Raw genomic sequence first — 21,311 nt, 5'->3', positions numbered from 1 at the left:
GATGCAGCATCCGGTTTCCGCGCAGCTTCGCATGACCGCGGCGAACTATGCCGATCGCATCGGCTTCGCGCAGTTGACGCGCCAGGCCTTCGAAGGTGTCGACCTGCATCCGTTGCGCGACCAGCTGGTGGCGCGGATCGCGGCGGGGACGGCGCTGGCGGGCGAAGGGCTGGATCTGTCGTTGATCACGCAGCTGCTCGGAGACAAGGATCAGGGGCTTGCGATCCAGTCGGAGGTGCTGGCCTTCCACCAATTGTTTCGCACGCCGAGCGTTGCTCCGAAGCCGGGCTTGCGCGTGCTCGCGCTTGCAGCCGACATCGACATGGGCGGCAACACGCCGATCGATTTTCTGCTCGAAGGCTCCGACATCGAGCTGTTGACGCTCTACGTGGTCAAGGGCGTCGGTCTGCCAAAGGATTTGCCCGAGCACGACGTCGCCATCGTGGTCGCATCCGATTCCGAGGAATGCCGCGAGGCGCTTGCTTCGATCGAGAGGGTCGCGCCGCGCTGGCCGCGGCCACTGCTCAATCGTCCCGACCGCATCGGCAACCTCGATCGCGACAAGCTGCACCGGCTGCTGGCCGGCGTGCCGGGTCTCGACATTCCCGCGACGATTCACGCAACGCGCGCGCAATTGTCCGAGCTTTCACGAGGGCAGATCGCCTGCCGGGACATCGCGGGTGAATTGCGCTTTCCGATGATCGCGCGGCCGCGCGGCTCGCATGCCGGCGTCGGCCTCGCGAAGCTCGACGATGCTGCGGCGATCGCAGCCTATCTTGCCGAGCGTGACGAGCAGGATTTCTTCGTCGCGCGCTTCGTCGACTATTCGAGCGCCGACGGGCTCTACCGCAAATATCGTCTCGCGATGGTCGACGGTAAACCCTACGCCTGCCACATGGCGATCGCCGACCGCTGGGACATCTGGTATCTCAACGCCTACATGGCCTTCAGCGAGGAGAAGCGTGCGGAAGAGGCGATCTTCATGCGCGACTTCGATCGCGCCTTCGCGGCGCGCCACGGAAACGCGCTCGACGAGATGAGCCGGCGCGTCGGCCTCGATTATTTCATCGTCGATTGCGCCGAGAACCAGAGCAACGAGCTGCTGGTTTTCGAAGCCGACAACACCGCCGTCGTGCACAACATGGATTCGCCGGACGTGTTTCCGTACAAACCGCCGCAGATGCGCAAGATCTTCGCAGCGTTCTCGGCGATGCTGTCGCGGCACGCAGGAGCAGGCGAGGGGAGTGCAACATGAACGAGATCATCCGCAACGCGCAGAGCTCGGTTGCGCGCACCTCGCTCGATCCGCAGGAATGGAGCGAATTTCGCGCGCTTGCCCATCGCATGCTCGACGATGCGATCGACGGCATCGTCAACGTTCGGGCGCGCCCGGTCTGGCAGCCGATTCCCGATGCGACCCGCGCGGCCTTCAAGGCGGACGTGCCACACGAGGCGAGCGAGCTCGCCGAGGTCTATCGCCAATTCGTCGAGCATGTCGCGCCCTATGCCACCGGCAACGTCCATCCGGGCTTCATGGGCTGGGTGCATGGCGGCGGCACCGCGGTCGGCATGATCGCGGAGATGCTCGCGGCCGGCCTCAACGCCAATCTCGGCGGACGCGACCACATGCCGATCGAGGTCGAGCGCCAGATCGTCGACTGGATGCGCCGCCTGTTCGCGTTTCCGGACAGCGCGAGCGGCATCTTTGTCACGGGCACGTCGATGGCCAATCTGATGGCGGTGCTGGTGGCGCGCAACGCTGCGCTCGGCACGCTGGCGCGGCAGCACGGCATCGGCAATGACGGCGCGGTGTTGACGGCCTATACGTCGCAGGCCGCGCATGGCTGCGTCTCCAGGGCAATGGACATTGCCGGACTCGGCACCGACGCGCTGCGCAAGATCGGCGTCGATGCCGATCATCGCATCGACGTAGCCGCGCTACGTGCGCAGATCACCGTCGATCGCGAGGTCGGTTTCAAGCCGTTCCTGGTCGTCGCGTCCGCCGGTACGGTGGACATTGGTGCGATCGACGACCTCGAGGCGATCGCGGAGCTGTGCCGCGAGGAGGGCATCTGGTTTCACGTCGACGGTGCTTTCGGCGCGCTCGCGATCTTCTCGCCTGAGCTCGCGCCGTTGCTCGGCGGCATCGAACTCGCGGATTCCATTGCGCTCGACTTCCACAAATGGGGACAGGTGCCCTACGACGCCGGCTTCCTGCTAGTGCGCGACGGCGAGCAGCATCGGCAGGCCTTTGCGCAGCCGGCGGCCTATCTGCGCCGCGAGGCGAGGGGGCTCGCGGCGGGCGCGGTCTGGCCCTGCGATCTCGGCCCCGATCTGTCGCGCGGCTTTCGTGCGCTGAAGACGTGGTTCACGCTGAAGACATTCGGCATCGACCGGCTCGGTGCGACGATCACGCGAAGCTGCGCGCTGGCGAAATATCTGGAGGCCCGCGTCCTGGCCGAACCACGGCTGGAATTGCTGGCGCCGGTCAACCTCAACATCGTCTGCTTCCGCTACCGGGCCGATGATGCGGTCAATCGCGAGATCGTCGCCGACATCCAGGAGTCCGGAATGGCAGCGCCCTCGAGCACGACGCTTGGCGGCAGGTTTGCGATCCGCGCCGCGATCGTCAATCACCGCACCGAGGAGGCGGACGTCGAGGCGCTGGTCGGAGCCGTGCTGGAGTTCGGCGGCCGGCGGTGCGGCGACGGAATGATCGAGGTCGAGGCACCGCCGCTCGCAGCGCAATAGCCGGGTGCATGGCTGAGACGACAACGGCCCCGGAGGCGATCCGGGGCCGTTGTCGTTTCGCGGGGCGCGCGCGAATGCGCGTGTCAGGCGGCGGAACTCACGTCGTCCTTGGCCGCTTCCGTCAGGGGATGGGTGGCCTCGAATTGGCTGCGCAGCTTCTCTTCATAGGCGATCAGCTTGCGGGCGTCCTTCAGCGCCCGGTAGAGGTCGCCGTTCAGGATGTTGTTGTTGATGCCCTCGATGATCGGCCAGGCGCTCGGCACCGCGGTGACGATATCGCGCACCAGGTTGAAATAGGTGCCGTGCTGGCTCTGCGGATCCGGCGAGATGTACATGAGCTGGACCGCCAGATAGACGAGCTTCGCAGGCGAATCCGCGGTCTCCGGCGTGAGGATGTCGCGCTCGCGCAGGATTGGCACGTTGTCGCCGTCGATCAGGAGGCGAGCGCGCTGGTCCGTATTGGTAATCACGCAGTTACCGACGATGATGCGTTCGTGCGGTCTGAGCTCGACCTTGAGAGCCATTGCCTGTTCTCCATCAACGCTTTCGTAACCGAGCGTTCGTTGCGGCCTTTGAAGTGGTGATTCTCGCTCGCAACTAGTTAACGAGCTGTAAATTCCTGATCTTCGTTCGGAAAAGCTCAATGCTTTCAAGGGGTCGTCGCTGCGGCGGCGCAGCGATATGCACGCCGTCGGGGGCCGAATCACGCGCACGGCGGCGAAAGCGCGAGTTTCATTTCATGTTTCGTTAGAGGTCTCGGCGCCACGGTCCGCCGGTCGCTGGGTCACTCTCGATCCAAGCAGACGAGTAAAAGTAGCGTCGTTTACCAGAAAGGTAACAGAGTTATGTCAGGCATCGTCCTCTCCGCATCGGTTCGTCAGAACCTGCTCTCCCTCCAGTCCACCGCTGATCTTCTCGCCACCACGCAGAACCGTCTGTCGACCGGCAAGAGCGTCAACTCGGCCCTGGACAATCCCACCAACTTCTTCACCGCACAGTCGCTCGACAACCGCGCCAGCGACATCAACAATCTGCTCGACGGTATCGCCAACGGCGTGCAGGTGCTGCAGGCCGCCAACACCGGCATCACCTCGCTGCAGAAGCTGATCGACTCTGCGAAGTCGATCGCGAACCAGGCGCTGCAGACCACGGTCGGCTACTCCACAAAGTCCAACGTCTCCGCGACCATCTCGGGTGCGACGGCGGCCGACCTGCGCGGCACGACCTCGTACGCCAGTGCGACTGCGAACAGCAACGTCGTTTATAGCGGCGCGGCCGGCGGCACCACTGCGGCGAGCGGCACCACGACCCTCGGCGCCACCATCGGCTCCTTCACGGGCACCGCGGGAACGGCCGGCGACGGCACCACGGCCCTGACCGGCACCATCACCCTGATCGCCACCAACGGCACGACCGCAACCGGCCTCGCCAGCAACGCCCAGCCGGCCGACGGCGACACGTTGACGGTGAACGGCAAGACCATCACCTTCCGCTCGGGTTCTGCTCCGGCGTCGACGGCGGTTCCGTCCGGTTCGGGCGTCAGCGGCAATCTCGTCACCGACGGCAGCGGCAACACCACGGTCTATCTCGGCACTGCCGGTACCCCGACTGCGACCGTCGCCGATCTCTTGACCGCGGTCGATCTGGCCAGCGGCGTCAAGACGGCCTCCATCACCGCGGGTGCTGCGACGCTCGCCACCAGCGTCAACCAGACCGCTTCGAGCGTTGGTGCGGGCGCCGTCACGCTGAAGAGCTCGACGGGTGCGGATCTGAGCGTCACCGGCAAGGCCGACCTGCTCAAATCTCTCGGCCTGACCACGTCGGTGGGCGGCGGCAACGCCACCGTGAGCGTCAACCGGACCACGAGCTCGGGCTCGCTCGGTGCGACGATCGCGGATGGTTCGACGCTGAACGTCGACGGTCACGTCATCACCTTCAAGAACGCGCCGATCCCGGGTTCGACCGGTGCTCCCAGCGTTCCGAGCGGCTTCGGTGCGAACGGCAACGTTCTCACCGACGGCGCCGGCAACTCGACGGTCTATCTGCAGGGCGGCTCGATCAACGACGTGCTGAAGGCGATCGACCTTGCCACCGGCGTGCAGACCGCGACGGTCAATGCCAACGGCACCGCGACGCTTGCGACCGCCACCGGCCAGACCAACTCGTCGATCAACGCCTCCGGCCAGCTCAAGCTCTCGACCGGCGTCAACGCCGATCTGTCGGTCACCGGCACCGGCAATGCGCTGAATGCGCTTGGCCTCGCCGGCAACACCGGGACCTCGACCGCCTTCACCGCGGCGCGCACCTCGGGCGTTGGCGGCATCAGCGGCAAGACCTTGACCTTCTCCTCCTTCAACGGCGGCACGGCGGTCAATGTCACCTTCGGTGACGGCACCAACGGCACGGTCAAGACGCTCGACCAGCTCAACTCGGCGCTTCAGGCCAACAACCTGTCCGCGACGATCGACGCCAACGGCCTGCTGACGGTCTCGACCACCAACGACTACGCGTCCTCCACGATCGGGTCGACCGCCGCGGGTGGTGCGATCGGCGGCACGCTGACCACGTCGCTGACGTTCTCGACGGCTTCCAGCCCCGTCCAGGATACGGTTGCCCAGACCTCGCGTGCCAATCTGGTGTCTCAGTACAACAACATCCTGAACCAGATCGACACGACCTCGCAGGACTCCTCGTTCAACGGCGTCAACCTGCTGAACGGCGACCAGCTCAAGCTGGTGTTCGACGAGACCGGCAAGTCGAACCTGAGCATCACGGGCGTGACCTACAACTCCAAGGGTCTCGGCCTTGCCTCGCTGACCAGCGGTGTCGACTTCATCGACAACTCCGCGACCAACAAGGTGCTGTCGAACCTGAACGCCGCGTCGAGCACGCTGCGCTCGGAAGCTTCGAGCCTCGGCTCGAACCTCTCGGTGGTGCAGGTTCGTCAGGATTTCAACAAGAGCCTGATCAACGTGCTGCAGACCGGTTCGTCCAACCTGACCTTGGCCGACACCAACACCGAAGCGGCGAACAGCCAGGCGCTGTCGACCCGCCAGTCCATCGCGGTCTCCGCGCTGTCGCTGGCCAACCAGTCGCAGCAGAGCGTGCTGCAGCTGCTCCGCTAATAAGCGGACCACATCGCAAGCAAGATCCGGCGGCGGGGCTTCGGCCCCGCCGCTTTCTTTTTTGCGGCGGCATCAGAGTGCCGCTCGGCGAGTGGAGGCCAGGCCTCCAGATGCAGCCAATTCCTCACTCTGAGTTATGGTTGACAAGTCGCAAACGCCTCGCCGGTGCACCAAAAAGCATCATTCTATCATGACGATATAAGCGAGCACGACTCGACTACGAACGCGCGTATGGTGAATCCGAGCAAGGACTGGCGCGACACGCTTCATGCTTTGTTAGCCCACAACGTTCACCGTCCCGGCCATCGATTAATCCTAATCGAAGTTTGTTGCGTTGCGTACCAGAAGGGTAACACTCAATGTCCGGTATTGTTCTCTCCTCGTCGGTTCGCCAGAACCTGCTCTCCCTCCAGTCCACCGCCGATCTTCTCGCCACCACCCAAAGCCGTCTGTCGACCGGCAAGAGCGTCAACTCGGCCCTGGACAATCCCACCAACTTCTTCACCGCACAGTCGCTCGACAACCGCGCCAGCGACATCAACAATCTGCTCGACGGTATCGCCAACGGCGTGCAGGTGCTGCAGGCCGCCAACACCGGCATCACCTCGCTGCAGAAGCTGATCGACTCTGCGAAGTCGATCGCGAACCAGGCGCTGCAGACCACGGTCGGCTACTCCACCAAGTCCAACGTCTCGACCACGATCTCCGGTGCGACCGCGGCCGACCTGCGCGGCACGACGAGCTTCGCCAGCGCGACCGCGAGCAGCAACGTGCTGTATAGTGGCGCCGCCGGCGGCACCACTGCGGCGAGCGGCACCACGACCCTCGGCGCGACCATCGGCTCCTTCACGGGCACCGCGGGAACGGCCGGCGACGGCACCACGGCCCTGACCGGCACCATCACCCTGATCGCCACCAACGGCACGACCGCAACCGGCCTCGCCAGCAACGCCCAGCCTGCCGACGGCGACACGCTGACCGTGAACGGCAAGACCATCACCTTCCGCTCGGGTTCTGCTCCGGCGTCGACTGCGGTTGCGTCCGGTTCGGGCGTCAGCGGCAACCTCGTCACCGACGGCAGCGGTAACACCACGGTCTATCTCGGCACTGCCGGTACCCCGACTGCGACCGTCGCCGATCTCTTGACCGCGGTCGATCTGGCCAGCGGCGTCAAGACGGCCTCCATCACCGCGGGTGCTGCGACGCTCGCCACCAGCGTCAACCAGACCGCTTCGAGCGTTGGTGCGGGCGCCGTCACGCTGAAGAGCTCGACGGGTGCGGATCTGAGCGTCACCGGCAAGGCCGACCTGCTCAAATCTCTCGGCCTGACCACGTCGGTGGGCGGCGGCAACGCCACCGTGAGCGTCAACCGGACCACGAGCTCGGGCTCGCTCGGTGCGACGATCGCGGATGGTTCGACGCTGAACGTCGACGGTCACGTCATCACCTTCAAGAACGCGCCGATCCCGGGTTCGACCGGTGCTCCCAGCGTTCCGAGCGGCTTCGGTGCGAACGGTAACGTTCTCACCGACGGCGCCGGCAACTCGACGGTCTATCTGCAGGGCGGCTCGATCAACGACGTGCTGAAGGCGATCGACCTTGCCACCGGCGTGCAGACCGCGACGGTCAATGCCAACGGCACCGCGACGCTTGCGACCGCCACCGGCCAGACCAACTCGTCGATCAACGCCTCCGGCCAGCTCAAGCTCTCGACCGGCGTCAATGCCGATCTGTCGGTCACCGGCACCGGCAACGCCCTGAATGCGCTCGGCCTTGCCGGCAACACCGGGACGGCGACCGCGTTCACCGCAGCCCGCACCTCGGGTGTCGGCGGCATCAGCGGCAAGACCTTGACCTTCTCCTCCTTCAACGGCGGCACGGCGGTCACCGCCACCTTCGGCGACGGCACCAACGGCACGGTCAAGACGCTCGATCAGCTCAACACCAAGCTTCAGGCCAACAACCTGACGGCGACGATCGACGCCAACGGCCTGCTGACGGTCTCGACCACCAACGACTACGCGTCCTCGACCATCGGTTCGAGCGCCGCGGGTGGTGCGATCGGCGGTACGCTGACCTCGTCCCTGACGTTCTCGACGGCTTCCAGCCCCGTCCAGGATACGGTTGCCCAGACCTCGCGTGCCAACCTGGTCAACCAGTACAACAACATCCTCCAGCAGATCGACTCGACGGCTCAGGACTCTTCGTTCAACGGTGTAAACCTCTTGAACGGCGACCAGCTCAAGCTGGTGTTCGACGAGACAGCCAAGTCGAGCCTGAGCATCACGGGCGTGACCTACAACTCCAAGGGTCTGGGCCTTGCTGCGCTGACCAGCGGTGTCGACTTCATCGACAACGCTGCCACCAACAAGGTGCTGACCAACCTGAATTCGGCCTCGAGCACACTGCGCTCGGAAGCTTCGGCTCTCGGCTCGAACCTGACCATCGTGCAGGTCCGTCAGGACTTCAACAAGAACCTGATCAACGTGCTGCAGACCGGTTCGGCCAACCTGACCCTGGCCGACACCAACGTCGAGGCGGCCAACAGCCAGGCGCTGTCGACCCGCCAGTCGATCGCGGTCTCCGCGCTGTCGCTCGCCAACCAGTCGCAGCAGAGCGTGCTCCAGTTGCTCCGCTAACAAGCGGACCACATCGCAAGCAAGATCCGGCGGCGGGGCTTCGGTCCCGCCGCTTTCTTTTTGGCTGCGCGAGATTGCGCGACGGGCAGGGGGCGCTCGGAAAAAGTAACCATCAAAAGTAACCAGCGGTTATGGTTAATGGAGCGTAAGCGCCGGGAATTTCCAATGATTTCAGAGGCATTGTGAATCGTGCCGGCGCCTTCTGCTCCGTTATGGTGAACCGGCGCTTATGCGAGCCCCACGCGCTTCACCCTTTGTTAGCCATGTCGCGGCACGCTGGCCCCGTCACTCGATCCAGAAGCGATCGAACGAAGACGCGTAAGCCAGAAGGGTAAAGAGTCATGTCCGGTATTGTTCTCTCTGCGTCGGTTCGCCAGAACCTGCTCTCTCTCCAGTCCACCGCCGATCTTCTCGCCACCACACAGAACCGTTTGTCGACCGGCAGAAGCGTCAACTCGGCCCTGGACAATCCCACCAACTTCTTCACCGCCCAGTCGCTCGACAACCGCGCCAGCGACATCAACAACCTGCTCGACGGCATCGCCAACGGCGTGCAGGTGCTGCAGGCCGCCAACACCGGCCTGACCTCGCTGCAGAAGCTGATCGACAGCGCCAAGTCGATCGCCAACCAGGCGCTGCAGACCACGGTCGGTTACTCCACCAAGTCGAACGTCTCCACCACGATCGCCGGTGCGACCGCGGCCGACCTGCGCGGCACGACGAGCTTCGCCAGCGCGACCGCGAGCAGCAACGTGCTGTATAACGGCACGGCCGGCGGCACCACGGCGGCGAACGGCACCACGACCCTCGGCGCCACCATCGGCACCTTCACGGGCACTGCGGGAACGGCCGGCGACGGCACCACCGCTCTGACCGGCACCATCACCCTGATCGCCACCAACGGCACGACCGCGACTGGCCTCGCCAGCAACGCCCAGCCGGCCGACGGCGACACGCTGACCGTGAACGGCAAGACCATCACGTTCCGCAGCGGCACTGCGCCGGCGTCGACGGCGGTTGCGTCCGGTTCGGGCGTCAGCGGCAATCTCGTCACCGACGGCAACGGCAACACCACCGTCTATCTCGGCACCGCCGGTACCCCGGCTGCGACCGTCGCCGATCTCTTGACCGCGGTCGATCTGGCCAGCGGCGTGAAGACGGTATCCATCAGCGCGGGTGCTGCGACGATCGCGACGAGCGTCAACCAGACCGCTTCGAGCGTTGGTGGCGGCGCGGTCACGCTGAAGAGCTCGACGGGTGCGGATCTGGACCTCACCGGCAAGGCCGACCTGCTCAAGGCTCTCGGCTTGACGACGTCTACGGGTGCAGGCAATGCCGCCATCAACGTCGAACGGACCACGAGCGCGGGCTCGCTGGGTGCGACGATCACGGACGGTTCGACGCTGAACGTCGACGGTCACGTCATCACCTTCAAGAACGCGCCGACCCCGGGCACGACCGGTGCTCCGAGCGTTCCGAGCGGTTATGGTGCGAGCGGTGCGGTCGTCACCGACGGCAACGGCAACTCGACGGTCTATCTGCAGGGCGGCACGGTCAACGACGTGCTGAAGGCGATCGACCTTGCCACCGGCGTGCAGACCGCGACGGTCAACGCCAACGGCACCGCGACGCTTGCGACCGCGACCGGCCAGTCGAACTCGACGATCAATACGTCCGGTCAGCTCAAACTCTCGACCGGCGTCAATGCCGACCTGTCGATCACCGGCACCGGCAATGCGTTGAACGTGTTCGGCCTCGCCGGCAACACCGGCAACGCGACCGCGTTCACCGCAGCCCGCACTTCGGGCATCGGCGGCATCGCCGGCAAGACCTTGACCTTCTCCTCCTTCAACGGCGGCACGGCGGTCAACGTCACCTTCGGCGACGGCACCAACGGCACGGTCAAGACGCTCGATCAGCTCAACACCAAGCTTCAGGCCAATAACCTGGCAGCCACGATCGACGCCAACGGCCTGCTGACCATTACGGCCTCCAACGACTACGCGTCCTCGACTCTCGGCTCGACGACCGCCGGTGGTGCGATCGGCGGCACGCTCACTTCGGCGCTGACCTTCTCGACGGCTTCCAACCCCGTCCAGGATGGCGTTGCGCAGACGGCCCGTGCCAATCTGGTGTCTCAGTACAACAACATCCTGAATCAGATCGACACGACCTCGCAGGACTCCTCGTTCAACGGTGTCAACCTTTTGAACGGCGATCAGCTCAAGCTGGTGTTCGACGAGACCGGCAAGTCGAGCCTGAACATCACCGGCGTGACCTACAACTCCAAGGGTCTGGGCCTCGCTGCGCTGACCGTCGGTGTCGACTTCATTGACAACGCCGCCGCCAACAGGGTGCTCACCAACCTGAACGCCGCGTCGAGCACGCTGCGCTCGGAAGCCTCCAGCCTCGGCTCGAACCTCTCGGTGGTGCAGATCCGCCAGGACTTCAACAAGAACCTGATCAACGTGCTGCAGACCGGCTCGTCCAACCTGACCCTGGCGGACACCAATGTCGAGGCGGCCAACAGCCAGGCGCTGTCGACCCGCCAGTCGATCGCGGTCTCCGCGCTGTCGCTGGCCAACACCTCGCAGCAGAGCGTGCTCCAGCTGCTCCGCTAATAAGCAGCTGAAATTACTAAATAAAACCGGGCGGCGGGGCGATTTGCCCCGCCGCCCTTTTTGCGTCCCGAGGTGGGCCAAGGCGTTCACCGGCCATTAACCGTGTCTCTTAAACCGGCGTTAACCATACTTTAAAGGACACCCCCTAAAACTGGACAAAAGCCCGCTTTCGAGACCGCGCGGCCGATTCGTATCCGGTTCAAGAGGAAGACTCGCCAATGTCCAACATCGTTCTCTCGGCGTCCGTTCGCCAGAACCTGTTGTCGCTGCAGTCGACGGCCGACTTGCTGGCCACGACGCAGGAGCGGCTGTCGACCGGCAAGAAGGTCAATACCGCGCTCGACAATCCCACCAACTTCTTCACGGCGCAGGGGTTGGACAATAGGGCGAGCGACATCAGCAACCTGCTCGACGGCATCAATAACGGCGTGCAGGTGCTGCAGGCCGCCAACACCGGCATCACCTCGCTGCAAAAATTGATCGACAGCGCGAAGTCGATCGCCAACCAGGCGCTGCAGACCACGGTCGGCTACTCCACCAAGTCCAACGTCTCGACCACGATTCCCGGCGCGACCCCGGCCGATTTGCGCGGCACGACCTCCTATGCGAGCGCGACCGCCAAGAGCAACGTGCTCTATACCGGTGCAGCCGGTGGCGTGACCCCGGTCACCGGGACTGCCGCGCTCGGCGCCTCGCTGGGTTCGACCGCCGGCACCTTTACCGGCACGGCAGCGCTCGCGGCCGACGGCACCACCGCGCTGTCCGGCACCGCCACGCTGGTCGGCACCACCGCATCCACCACATTCGGTAGTGCACCCGCCGATGGCGACACCATCACGGTGAACGGCAAGACCATCACCTTCCGCACCGGCGTCGCGCCGAGCACGCAGCCGACCGGCTGGGGCCTCGATGCCAGCGGGCACATCGCCACAGACGGCAACGGCAATTCGATCGTCTATGAAGGAACGGCGGCTGCCCCCGGGGCAACCATCAATGATGTCCTCAGTGCGATCGACCTCGCCAGCGGCGTCAAGACCGCGACGATCAGTGCGGGGGCGGCGACCATCGCGGTCAGCGGTGCGGCCGGTCCCGTCGGCACGCTGCAGGTGGCATCCTCCATCACGGCGGGCGCAACTACGCTGAAGAGCTCGACCGGCGCCGATCTGAGCGTGACCGGAAAGGCCGATTTCCTCAAGGCGCTTGGTCTGACCGCCGCGACCGGCGCCGGCAATGCCAATGTCACCGCGGCCCGCTCGACGACCGCGGGTTCGCTCGGCTCTCTCGTTCAGGACGGCTCCACGCTGAACATCGATGGCCACACCATCACCTTCAAGAACGCGCAGACGCCGCAATCGGCGCTGAGCGTGACCTCCGGCGGCGTCAACGGCAATGTCGTCACCGACGGCAACGGCAACTCGACCGTCTATATCCAGAGCGCGACGCTGACCGACCTGCTCAACGCGGTCGACCTCGCCACCGGCGTCAAGACGGCGAGTATCTTCAACGGCGCGGCGACACTGTCGACCACCGCGGGCCAGATCCCGTCCTCGGTCAACAGCAGCGGCCAGCTTGCGCTCTCCACCGGCATCAATGCCGACCTGTCGATCACCGGCACCGGCAATGCCCTCAGCGCCTTCGGCCTCAGCGGCAACACGGGAACGGCGACCGCCTTCACCGCGGCACGCACCTCGGGCGTCGGCGGCGTCAGCGGCAAGACGCTGACTTTCTCGTCCTTCAACGGCGGTACGCCGGTGAGCGTTACCTTCGGCGACGGCACCAACGGCACCGTCAAGACGCTCGATCAGCTCAACGTGCAGCTGCAGGCGAACCATCTGACGGCGACGATCGATGCCAACGGCGTGCTGACGGTCACCACCGTCAACGAGTACGCGTCCTCGACCCTCGGTTCGACGGCCGCGGGCGGCGCGGTCGGCGGTACGCTCACCGGCGTGCTCGCCTTCACCACCGCGCAGCCTCCGATTCAGGATCCCGTCGCGCAGACCGCGCGATCGAGCCTGGTCAGCCAGTTCAACAACATCCTGGCGCAGATCGACACGACCTCGCAGGATTCGTCCTTCAACGGCATCAACCTGCTCAACGGCGACACGCTGAAGCTGGTCTTCAACGAGACCGGCAGCTCCACGCTCGGCATCAACGGCGTCGTGTTCAACGCGGCCGGCCTCGGCCTCAGTAATCTCGTTCCCGGCACGGACTTCATCGACAACGGCGCCACCAACAAGGTGCTGGCCAGCCTGAATGCCGCCTCGAGCAGGCTGCGCTCGGAAGGATCATCGCTCGGTTCGAACCTCTCGATCGTGCAGGTGCGTCAGGACTTCTCAAAGAACCTGATCAACGTGCTGCAGACCGGCTCGTCCAACCTGACGCTGGCCGACACCAACGAGGAAGCAGCCAACAGCCAGGCACTGTCGACCCGCCAGTCGATCGCGGTCTCCGCGCTGTCGCTCGCCAACCAGTCGCAGCAGAGCGTGCTGCAGCTGCTGCGCTAATTTCGCAGCGCAAGATCGCTAAGACGTCACGGCGGGGCTAATGCTCCGCCGTTGTTTTGAGGGAGATCGCTAAGGCAGGATTAGCTGAGATCGACATGCATCACGCGACGCAAGTTTACAGCGTGCGTGTGTGCATCTAGCGTTGCGCTGAGAAGAGCTCCGTGCCCCGTAATAATCCGGAGTACCTTCCAAGCACACACGTAAGCAAATCTTAAGCGGTGCTGCCTAGGGTTGGGAAAGAAATCCTTAGCGCGTTCAACGGGCTAGGTAACCTCCAGGGTGTGATTGATGTCGAATTCCGCTGCCTCGGCTTATGCGCGTGTTGCAACGACCACCGCATCTCCTCGCGACATCGAGGCGCAGACCCTGCTCAAGGCCGCGAACAAGCTCCAGGATGCGGTGAACAACGCCGATCCGCTCAGCGAACAGACCATGCAGGCCCTGATGTTCAACCGCAAGCTCTGGACCATCTTCCTGAGCGAGGCGATGCGCGAGAACAATCCGCAGCCGATCGACGTCCGGCAGAAGATCGCCAACATCAGCGTGTTCGTGCTGAGCCAGACCGCCGCGCTGCAGATGAGCCCGCAGTTCGATCACTTCCGTCCGCTGATCGAGATCAACCGCAACATCGCTGCGGGCCTGTCCGGGCGGCCGTGACGGCTGCTCGTGATGCTCGGCATCACCAGCAGCTTGGATCTCCGTCTTTCTGCAACACGAATTTCGCGCTGACCGGTGCCGGTCAGACGCAGCAGAACATCGATACAGATCGCGCCACGCTGAAATAGCTGATCGTCAGGCGCTGACGTCGGTGCTGAGAGGACGCGAGGGTTCGGACTTCATATCCATTGCATGGAAATAGGCTCGCCGGCGCAGCATCGCCTCGTCGGGGAACTGGTTGACCACCGCGTCGGTCCTGTCGTTGACGACCTGAAAGACGAAGGATGCGGCCGCCTGATCGAACACGACCTGGCGCGAGACGTTCTCGTGGTTCGGCAGATCGTTGCGCACGGGCGCGCCCGTATCCGCCGCGGCGACCGTCTGGTTCACCGGAAGATCGGTTTGCACAGCCTCGTTCGCCGCCGCATTGGACGTCGTTACGATCTGCACGGGAGCCGGGATCCCCACCGGCCTGATGCTGAAATCTGTACTCATGGCAGCCTCCTGGTTGCCTAACGTGAGTCAAATCCCAACCCCTCTCGTAACGCAACCATGGAACGCCAGGACTGAAGACCCGGTAAGGAAACGTGCCTAACCGCGCGACGATTTCGCCGCGCGGTTTTTCATAAAATTGTAGCTTGTTCTCGTGCGCGCTCGGCTCAGAGCGAGCGGCTGACCGCGAGCGGCGTGATGTGACGCGGACCGGGAGCTGCGCGGCGACCTGCGGCCGTGTAGGTGTTCGGCACGTTGCGCTTCTGGATCTCGGCGTTGACGCCGCGCACGACGCTTTCGGAGACCGCGTGCGCAGTCGCGAGCACGGTGAGATTGACCTGGAGCATCGCGCGAAACGCATCGTGGTGGCGGTGCAGCGTCGAGAGCAGCTCCGGTGCGGATTTCGCGAGCTGCGCCTGGTTCGCCTTCAACTGGCCGACGGCGCCGACATAGTTTCGCGACAGCTCCTGCTTCTTGCTCTCGAGCATCATCGCCTCCCGAACCTGGCCGGCGCGAACGAGCTCGGTCTCGCGCTCGATCAGTCCGAGCAGGGCGCTCATCGCGTCCATCAGGCCCTCGGCGAGCTTGCGCGCCTCGGCACTGCCGGGCGCGGTGTTCGGGCGCTGTTGCATCGGCTGACGTGAGGCGTTGAAATGGTTCATCTCGTTTGACCTTATGCCGTGCGGATCGTTTTCGCCTGCTGCGTGATGAGGGTGCGATAGACGTCGCGGGCAATGCCGACGCCGCCGGCATTGGCGAAGTTCTTGGAATATTGCTCGGTCAGCATCGAGCGCCACACGCCGGTGCCGGGCGTGTCGCCGAACGGGCCTTCGCCCTTCAGGCCCGAGGTCATCTGCGAGAACATGCTGTTGAGGAACATCGCCTCGAAGTCGGTGGCGGTCTTCTGCGCTTTGGCCTGCTGCTTCGGCGAAACCTTTTGCAGGGCGCTCGCGAGTTCGAAATCGGGCCGGCCGTTGCGGCTCTCGACCGAGAAGGCCGAGGAGGTGGCGGCACGCGGGGTGTTGATCGTGCCGGCCTGCATCACATCACCTCGATGTCGGCTTCGATCGCACCGGCGGCCTTGATCGCCTGAAGGATGCTGATCATGTCGCGCGGACCGATGCCGAGGCCGTTGAGGCCGTCGACGAGTTGCTGGAGCGAGACGCCGTCCTTGACGAGGGCCAGTTTCTTGCCGTCCTCGGTGACGGTGACGCTGCTGCGCGGCGCGACCACGGTGCGGCCGCGCGACAGCGGGTTGGGCTGGCTGACCTGCGGACTCTCGGAGATGGTGACGGTGAGGTTGCCCTGCGCCACCGCGACGGTAGCGACGCGGACGTCGCGGCCCATCACGATGATGCCGCTGCGTTCGTCGATGATGATCTTGGCGGCGAGATCAGGGTCGACCTGCAGCTGCTCGATCTCGGTGAGAAAGGCGACGACGTTGCCCTTGAACTCGGGCGGGACCGAGAGCTGCACCGTCGAAGGATCGATCGGCTCGGCGGTCTTGACGCCGAGATAATCGTTGATCGCAGCCGCGATCCGTTTGGCCGTGGTGAAGTCGGCGTTGCGCAGCGCCAGGCGCACGTTCGGCAGCCGGTTGAGCGCGAACTCGATCTCGCGCTCGATGATGGCACCGTTGGCGATGCGTCCCACGGTCGGCACGCCGCGCACGATCTTGGCCGCCTCGCCCTCGGCCTGGAAGCCGGAGATCGCGAGCGAGCCCTGCGCCACCGCGTAGACATTGCCGTCGGCACCGAGCAGGGGAGTGACGAGCAGGGTGCCGCCCTGGAGGTTCTTGGCATCGCCGAGCGCGGAGACGGTGACGTCCATGCGCGTGCCCTGGGTGGCGAAGGCCGGCAGATTGCCGGTCACCATCACGGCTGCGACGTTGCCGGTGCGGATGGTGGCGCCGCGAATGTTGACGCCCATGCGCTCGAGCATCGCCTGCAGCGACTGCTTGGTGAAGGGGATGTTGTTGAGCGTGTCGCCGGTGCCGTTGAGGCCGACGACGAGGCCATAGCCGATGAGCTGGTTCTGCCGCACGCCTTCGATGTTGGCGAGATCCTTGATGCGCGATGTCGCAGCTGCGGGCGCGAGCGACAGCGTCAGCGCCGACAGCGTCGCACAGGCGACCCCGATAATCCTCACCCAACGAACGCCTGGCATCCTCTGCTCCCCAAGGATCCTCAAAAGGGCTCCTCAAATCGTAAGGACCTGCACGACACTCCCATGACGAGCTGGTCCGGCGCTGTCCTTGCGAGTGCCGTGCCAAGCCGGCGCGGCAGGGATAGGTGGCTGAATAGGTTGACTAAATCTGTTTCGACCGGTGTCAGCCGGTGTTGTCCCTGAGGACCGAAACTGCCGCCTGTCGGCAGATTTTGCCGGGCCGTTTACGCCCCGTTAACCATAAGACGGCGAAGGTGACGGCATCGACCACCCGGATTCCCTCCGATGCGCATCTACGGACCGAACGGCACCACACTTGGATCGCCGGCCAGCCAGGCCCGGCGGACCGGCTCCGGCACCTTCGTGCTGCCCGACACCTCGTCGGCGCAGGAGACCCGGAGCGCCGCCGCACCGAAGGCCGCCACCAACATCGACGGGTTGCTGGCGCTGCAAGGCGTCGAGGAGGACCCGGTCGAGCGCCGCAAGCGTTCGGTCTCCCGCGGCAGGACGGCGCTCGACGTGCTCGACGATCTCAAGATGGGGCTGCTGTCCGGCAATCTCGACGCCTCGACCGTGATGCGGCTGCGCGATGCTGCGGCGAACCTGAAATCATCCTCAGGCGATCCGGGACTGGACTCGCTGCTTTCCGAGATCGAGCTGCGCGTCGAGGTCGAGCTGGCCAAGGCCGGACAGGCGTAGTCAGGCATAGTCAGCTGTCGTCAGGCTTGACCGGGCGACCCAGTATTCCAGAGACAGTCGTTTTTGAATCGAGGGGCCGCGGCGTAGCCGGGGCATGACAGCGGGATTGGGCGAGACCGCGCGTCGCTCCACAACGCGCCCCTTACGCCGCTTCCTTCTTCTGCTGCGCGTCATAGCTGCGCTGGGCGGCGAGAACGTCTTTCAGATTCTGTTCGGCCCAATCGCGCAGCGGATCGACCGCACCGGCGAGCGTCAGCCCGAGCTGCGTGATCGAATACTCCACCGTGACGGGCACGGTCGCGATGGCGTGGCGCCTGAGCAGGCCGTCGCGTTCGAGCGATTTGAGAACCTGGCTCAGCATCTTCTGCGAAATGCCTTCGATCGTGCGGCGCAGCTGATTGAAGCGCATCGGCTCCTCGCGCAGCAGCAGCAGGATCAGCACGGCCCATTTGTCGCCGATGCGATCGAGAATCTGGCGCGTAGGGCAGTTCGCTGCATAGACGTCGGGTTTCATCGTCGGGCCTCAGAATCCGGTTTCGTCGCTTGGCGGTCACCCCTACGTTATCAGGTAAGCACAAAGTGCTCTCTTAACACCAGCATTCTTTGCGATATCTAGTTACTGTTAGTTACAAAGGAGCCTTCCATGAAAATCGCAGTTGCCGGCGCATCGGGCCGGGCCGGGTCGGAGATCACCAAGGAACTGTCCCGCCGCGGCCATGCGGTCACCGCCATCGCCCGGAATCCCGAGAAGATCGCGGCCCTGCCGAACGTCACGCCGACCAAGGGAGACGTGCTCGACCAGGCGGGCCTTGCCAAGCTTTGGGCCGGGCACGACGTCGCCGTGAGTTCCGTGCACTTCCTGGCCAGCGATGCGCAGAACCTGATCGGCGCGGCGAAGGACGCCAAAGTTGGTCGTTATCTCGTCGTCGGCGGCGCCGGCAGCCTCGAGGTCGCACCGGGCCTGAAACTGGTCACGACTCCCAATTTTCCGGCCCAATACAAGGCGGAGGCGGAGGCGGGCTCGGCTTTCCTCGACCTGCTGCGGCAGGAAAAGGAGCTTAACTGGGCCTTCATTTCGCCGTCGGCGCTGTTCGTCGAGGGGGACCGCACCGGCAAGTTCCGGCTCGGGACCGACCAGCTTCTCGCAGATGCGAACGGCAAGAGCTGGATCACCTTTGCCGACTATGCCATTGCGCTCGCCGACGAAATCGAGCGGCCGGCCCATCAGCGGCAGCGTTTCACGGTCGGCTACTAGGTCTTCGGCCGTCCCCGGGCCCTCCAGGATAAACCTTCCTGTGCAAGGGCTTGGGGGCGCCGCTCGGGCCGTGAGGGAAATATTGTCTGTCACAGGTGGCCGCTATATAAGGCCCCGCTCAGCGGACCTCGTTCCGTTGTGCGAGTCGTTGCTTAGACAGATAGGCCGCCCTTGGAAAAGTTGAAAAACTACCGACCGACCGAAAAAGAGCCTTTCATGAACGACCGGCAGAAGGAGTACTTCCGTTTGAAGCTCCTCGCCTGGAAGGATGAGATACTCAAAGAGTCCAAGCTCACCCTGCAAGCCCTGCAGGAGGAGAACGTGAACCATCCCGATCTCGCCGATCGGGCATCGTCCGAAACCGACCGTGCCATCGAACTCCGTGCCCGCGACCGCCAGCGCAAGCTGATCGCCAAGATCGACGCCGCGCTCCAGCGTATCGAGGACAACACCTACGGGTATTGCGAGGACACCGGCGAGCCGATCTCGTTGAAGCGGCTCGAGGCCCGGCCCATCGCGACGCTCTCGGTGGAGGCGCAGGAGCGCCACGAGAAGCGCGAGAAGGTCTATCGCGACGAATAGAGCCCGAGCCGCAGAGATGCGGCTCTTTGTTTTTGGACTCAAGGCGCCGCTTCGCGCCGTGATCAGCATTGTGCCCGACGTTTGCAGCCGCGCGCGTTTGCGCGCGAGCGGAAGCGCGAAAAGTGAATCACGATCAATGGGCTAGAGTCCACTCCTCCGAGCTCACGTGAGTTCGGATGAGAATCGACCTTAACTTCAGGTGCGTGCGCTTTTGCGAGTCGCATCAACGAGATCGCCAGGCCTGTTGAAGCGTGGATCGAGCTGCATCACGCATCGCTGCAATCAGGCTTCTTGCGGCGCCGCGAGGCGTGCATCCCCATAAAGCCTGGGACCAGCTCAATATTTCCTTAAACGCCGGCAGCAAGCCGTAGGCCGCATCGGTCAGCTCGTACGCGATCTGCAACGGCCTCGAAGCGAGAACGGTACGCGACACCAATCCGTCCCGCTGCAGCTCGCGCAATTGCGTGGTCAGCATGTGCTGGGTGATGCCGCCGATCGATCGCCGCAAGGCGCCGAAGCGGACCGCACCGTTCATCAGTGCGAACAGGATCTCCAGCTTCCACTTGCCGCCGAGGGCGTGGATGGCCTGCTTGAAATCGGCGAGCACGGCAGGGTCGGGGCTGCAATCGCAGTCCTCCTCGCAGGCGGTGGTCAGGTTTTCCATACTGGTCTCGAAATCCATTCTACTTGTTGCCCCCTGAGATAGTGACCAGATGCGGCCCTGAGCAGGTGGCGGAACCAATTCGCCGGCCTGGGCAATGAGGGAATTTGGCAATGAGCACTGTCCTGGTGACCGGCGGGTCCGGCTTCGTCGGCATCCATGTCGTCCTGCAGCTTCTCGCCGCCGGCCATCAGGTGCGGACCACGGTGCGCCGGCCGGACCGGCAGGCCGACGTGCTAGCCATGCTGCGCGAGGGCGGGGCGGCATCGCCCGAAAGCCTGTCCTTCTTCACCGCCGACCTCACCGCGGACGAGGGCTGGCGCGAGGCGGTCGCGGGATGCGACTACGTGCTCCATGTCGCCTCGCCGCTCTCGACCAGCGTTCCCAGGGACGAGAACGAGATGATCATCCCCGCCCGTGACGGTACGCTGCGGGTGCTGCGCGCCGCGCGCGATGCCGGCGTCAGGCGCGTGGTCATCACCTCGTCGCTGGGGGCGATCGGCTACGGCCATCCGCCGCGCGAAAAGCCGTTCGACGAGTCCGATTGGACCAATCTCGGCGGCGCCGACGTGCAGCCCTACATCAAGTCCAAGACGCTGGCCGAGCGTGCGGCCTGGGATTTCATCGCGCAGGAGGGCGGCGGGCTCGAATTGTCGGTGGTCAATCCCGCCGGCATCTTCGGTCCGGTGCTCGGGCCGGACTTCTCCGGCTCGATCGAGATCGTCAAGTCGCTGCTCGACGGTGCCATGCCGGCCGTGCCGCGGGTCTATTTCGGCGTGGTCGACGTGCGCGACGTCGCCGATCTGCATCTGCGGGCGATGACGGCGCCCGAGGCGAAGGGCGAGCGTTTCATCGCGGTTTCCGGCGAGACGATGTCGATCCTCGACATCGCCAAGGTGCTGCGGCGGGAACTGGGGCCGCGGGCGGGCCGGGTTCCGCGGCTTCAGGCGCCGGACTGGCTGGTGCGGCTCGCTGCGAACCGGATCCCTTTGCTGCGCGCGGTCGTGCCGATGCTCGGCAAGGTGCGACATTCGACCAGCGCCAAGGCGAGGTCGGTGCTCGGCTGGCAGCCCCGTTCCAACAATGAAGCGATCCTCGCAACGGCCGGGAGCCTGATCCGTCTTGGTCTCGTGAAGGCGTGAGGCCGCCCCGTCCT

At 64.6% G+C, this 21,311-nt stretch carries 17 protein-coding genes and 1 pseudogene; 11 read left to right on the top strand and 7 right to left on the bottom strand.

Translation table 11 applies throughout. From position 1 onward, the window contains the following. Nucleotide 1: 1 nt before the first annotated feature. Both IVB24_RS28510 and IVB24_RS28505 read left to right on the top strand, forming a co-directional pair. Nucleotides 2-1,255 (top strand): hypothetical protein, encoded by a 1,254-nt coding sequence (locus tag IVB24_RS28510; RefSeq protein WP_247769785.1) that lies wholly within the window; start codon nt 2-4, stop codon nt 1,253-1,255. Then, nucleotides 1,252-2,751, top strand: a complete 1,500-nt coding sequence (locus IVB24_RS28505; protein ID WP_247769784.1) for an aspartate aminotransferase family protein — start codon at nt 1,252-1,254, stop codon at nt 2,749-2,751. The genes IVB24_RS28510 and IVB24_RS28505 overlap by 4 nt, the downstream gene beginning before the upstream one ends. Before the next feature lie 83 nt (nt 2,752-2,834). Here IVB24_RS28505 and flbT read toward each other — a convergent pair whose 3' ends face one another. Then, nucleotides 2,835-3,275, bottom strand: a complete 441-nt coding sequence (gene flbT, locus IVB24_RS28500; RefSeq protein ID WP_094972350.1) for a flagellar biosynthesis repressor FlbT — start codon at nt 3,273-3,275, stop codon at nt 2,835-2,837. 321 nt (nt 3,276-3,596) lie between these two features. On the opposite strand from flbT, the gene IVB24_RS28495 reads away from it, so the two are divergent. The 5 genes from IVB24_RS28495 (at nt 3,597) to flaF (ending at nt 14,300) form a co-directional block, all read left to right on the top strand. Beyond that, entirely contained in the window at nt 3,597-5,876 is a 2,280-nt protein-coding gene (locus IVB24_RS28495) for a DUF1522 domain-containing protein (protein WP_247769783.1), read from the top strand. Nucleotides 5,877-6,235: 359 nt separating this feature from the next. Beyond that, nucleotides 6,236-8,515: a DUF1522 domain-containing protein gene (locus tag IVB24_RS28490; RefSeq protein ID WP_247769782.1), complete on the top strand. Its 2,280-nt coding sequence runs from the start codon at nt 6,236-6,238 to the stop codon at nt 8,513-8,515. A 341-nt stretch (nt 8,516-8,856) separates the two neighbouring features. Further along, nucleotides 8,857-11,136 (top strand): DUF1522 domain-containing protein, encoded by a 2,280-nt coding sequence (locus IVB24_RS28485; protein ID WP_247769781.1) that lies wholly within the window; start codon nt 8,857-8,859, stop codon nt 11,134-11,136. 218 nt (nt 11,137-11,354) lie between these two features. Continuing rightward, nucleotides 11,355-13,643 carry a DUF1522 domain-containing protein gene (locus tag IVB24_RS28480; RefSeq protein WP_094972346.1) on the top strand — a complete coding sequence of 763 codons (2,289 nt, stop codon included), beginning with the start codon at nt 11,355-11,357 and terminating at the stop codon, nt 13,641-13,643. Between the two features lie 288 nt (nt 13,644-13,931). Beyond that, nucleotides 13,932-14,300 carry a flagellar biosynthesis regulator FlaF gene (gene flaF / locus IVB24_RS28475; protein ID WP_094972345.1) on the top strand — a complete coding sequence of 123 codons (369 nt, stop codon included), beginning with the start codon at nt 13,932-13,934 and terminating at the stop codon, nt 14,298-14,300. Between the two features lie 135 nt (nt 14,301-14,435). Here the strand turns inward: flaF and IVB24_RS28470 are convergent, their stop codons facing one another. From IVB24_RS28470 to IVB24_RS28455, 4 genes are all read right to left on the bottom strand, one after another. Further along, a complete protein-coding gene (locus IVB24_RS28470; protein ID WP_094972344.1) occupies nt 14,436-14,795 on the bottom strand; it encodes a hypothetical protein in 360 nt (119 codons plus the stop codon). A 164-nt stretch (nt 14,796-14,959) separates the two neighbouring features. After that, a complete protein-coding gene (locus IVB24_RS28465) occupies nt 14,960-15,454 on the bottom strand; it encodes a hypothetical protein (RefSeq protein WP_094972343.1) in 495 nt (164 codons plus the stop codon). Between the two features lie 11 nt (nt 15,455-15,465). Continuing rightward, nucleotides 15,466-15,834: a flagellar assembly peptidoglycan hydrolase FlgJ gene (flgJ, locus tag IVB24_RS28460; RefSeq protein ID WP_162308635.1), complete on the bottom strand. Its 369-nt coding sequence runs from the start codon at nt 15,832-15,834 to the stop codon at nt 15,466-15,468. Beyond that, a complete protein-coding gene (locus IVB24_RS28455) occupies nt 15,834-16,958 on the bottom strand; it encodes a flagellar basal body P-ring protein FlgI (protein ID WP_094972341.1) in 1,125 nt (374 codons plus the stop codon). The genes flgJ and IVB24_RS28455 overlap by 1 nt, the downstream gene beginning before the upstream one ends. Nucleotides 16,959-17,243: 285 nt before the next feature. Between IVB24_RS28455 and IVB24_RS28450 the strand changes: the two genes are divergently transcribed. Beyond that, nucleotides 17,244-17,657, top strand: coding sequence for a flagellar assembly protein FliX (locus IVB24_RS28450; RefSeq protein WP_094972340.1), 414 nt, complete (start codon nt 17,244-17,246; stop codon nt 17,655-17,657). A 142-nt stretch (nt 17,658-17,799) separates the two neighbouring features. Here IVB24_RS28450 and IVB24_RS28445 read toward each other — a convergent pair whose 3' ends face one another. Next, entirely contained in the window at nt 17,800-18,171 is a 372-nt protein-coding gene (locus tag IVB24_RS28445) for a helix-turn-helix domain-containing protein (RefSeq protein WP_094972339.1), read from the bottom strand. A 129-nt stretch (nt 18,172-18,300) separates the two neighbouring features. Between IVB24_RS28445 and IVB24_RS28440 the strand changes: the two genes are divergently transcribed. Next, nucleotides 18,301-18,912, top strand: a complete 612-nt coding sequence (locus IVB24_RS28440; protein ID WP_247769780.1) for an NAD(P)-dependent oxidoreductase — start codon at nt 18,301-18,303, stop codon at nt 18,910-18,912. Between the two features lie 216 nt (nt 18,913-19,128). Continuing rightward, nucleotides 19,129-19,494, top strand: coding sequence for an RNA polymerase-binding protein DksA (gene dksA, locus IVB24_RS28435; RefSeq protein WP_008554760.1), 366 nt, complete (start codon nt 19,129-19,131; stop codon nt 19,492-19,494). Nucleotides 19,495-19,776: 282 nt separating this feature from the next. On the opposite strand, the pseudogene IVB24_RS28430 reads toward dksA, so the two are convergent. After that, a pseudogene (locus IVB24_RS28430) lies at nt 19,777-20,176 on the bottom strand (helix-turn-helix domain-containing protein). 92 nt (nt 20,177-20,268) lie between these two features. On the opposite strand from IVB24_RS28430, the gene IVB24_RS28425 reads away from it, so the two are divergent. Then, complete coding sequence (locus IVB24_RS28425; protein WP_247769778.1) at nt 20,269-21,297, top strand: aldehyde reductase; 1,029 nt, start codon at nt 20,269-20,271, stop codon at nt 21,295-21,297. Nucleotides 21,298-21,311 lie beyond the last annotated feature (14 nt).

It is taken from the genome of Bradyrhizobium sp. 192 (assembly GCF_023100965.1).
GTDB classification, from domain to species: Bacteria; Pseudomonadota; Alphaproteobacteria; order Rhizobiales; family Xanthobacteraceae; genus Bradyrhizobium; species Bradyrhizobium symbiodeficiens.
This window is presented reverse-complemented; position numbering and strand designations above follow the sequence as displayed.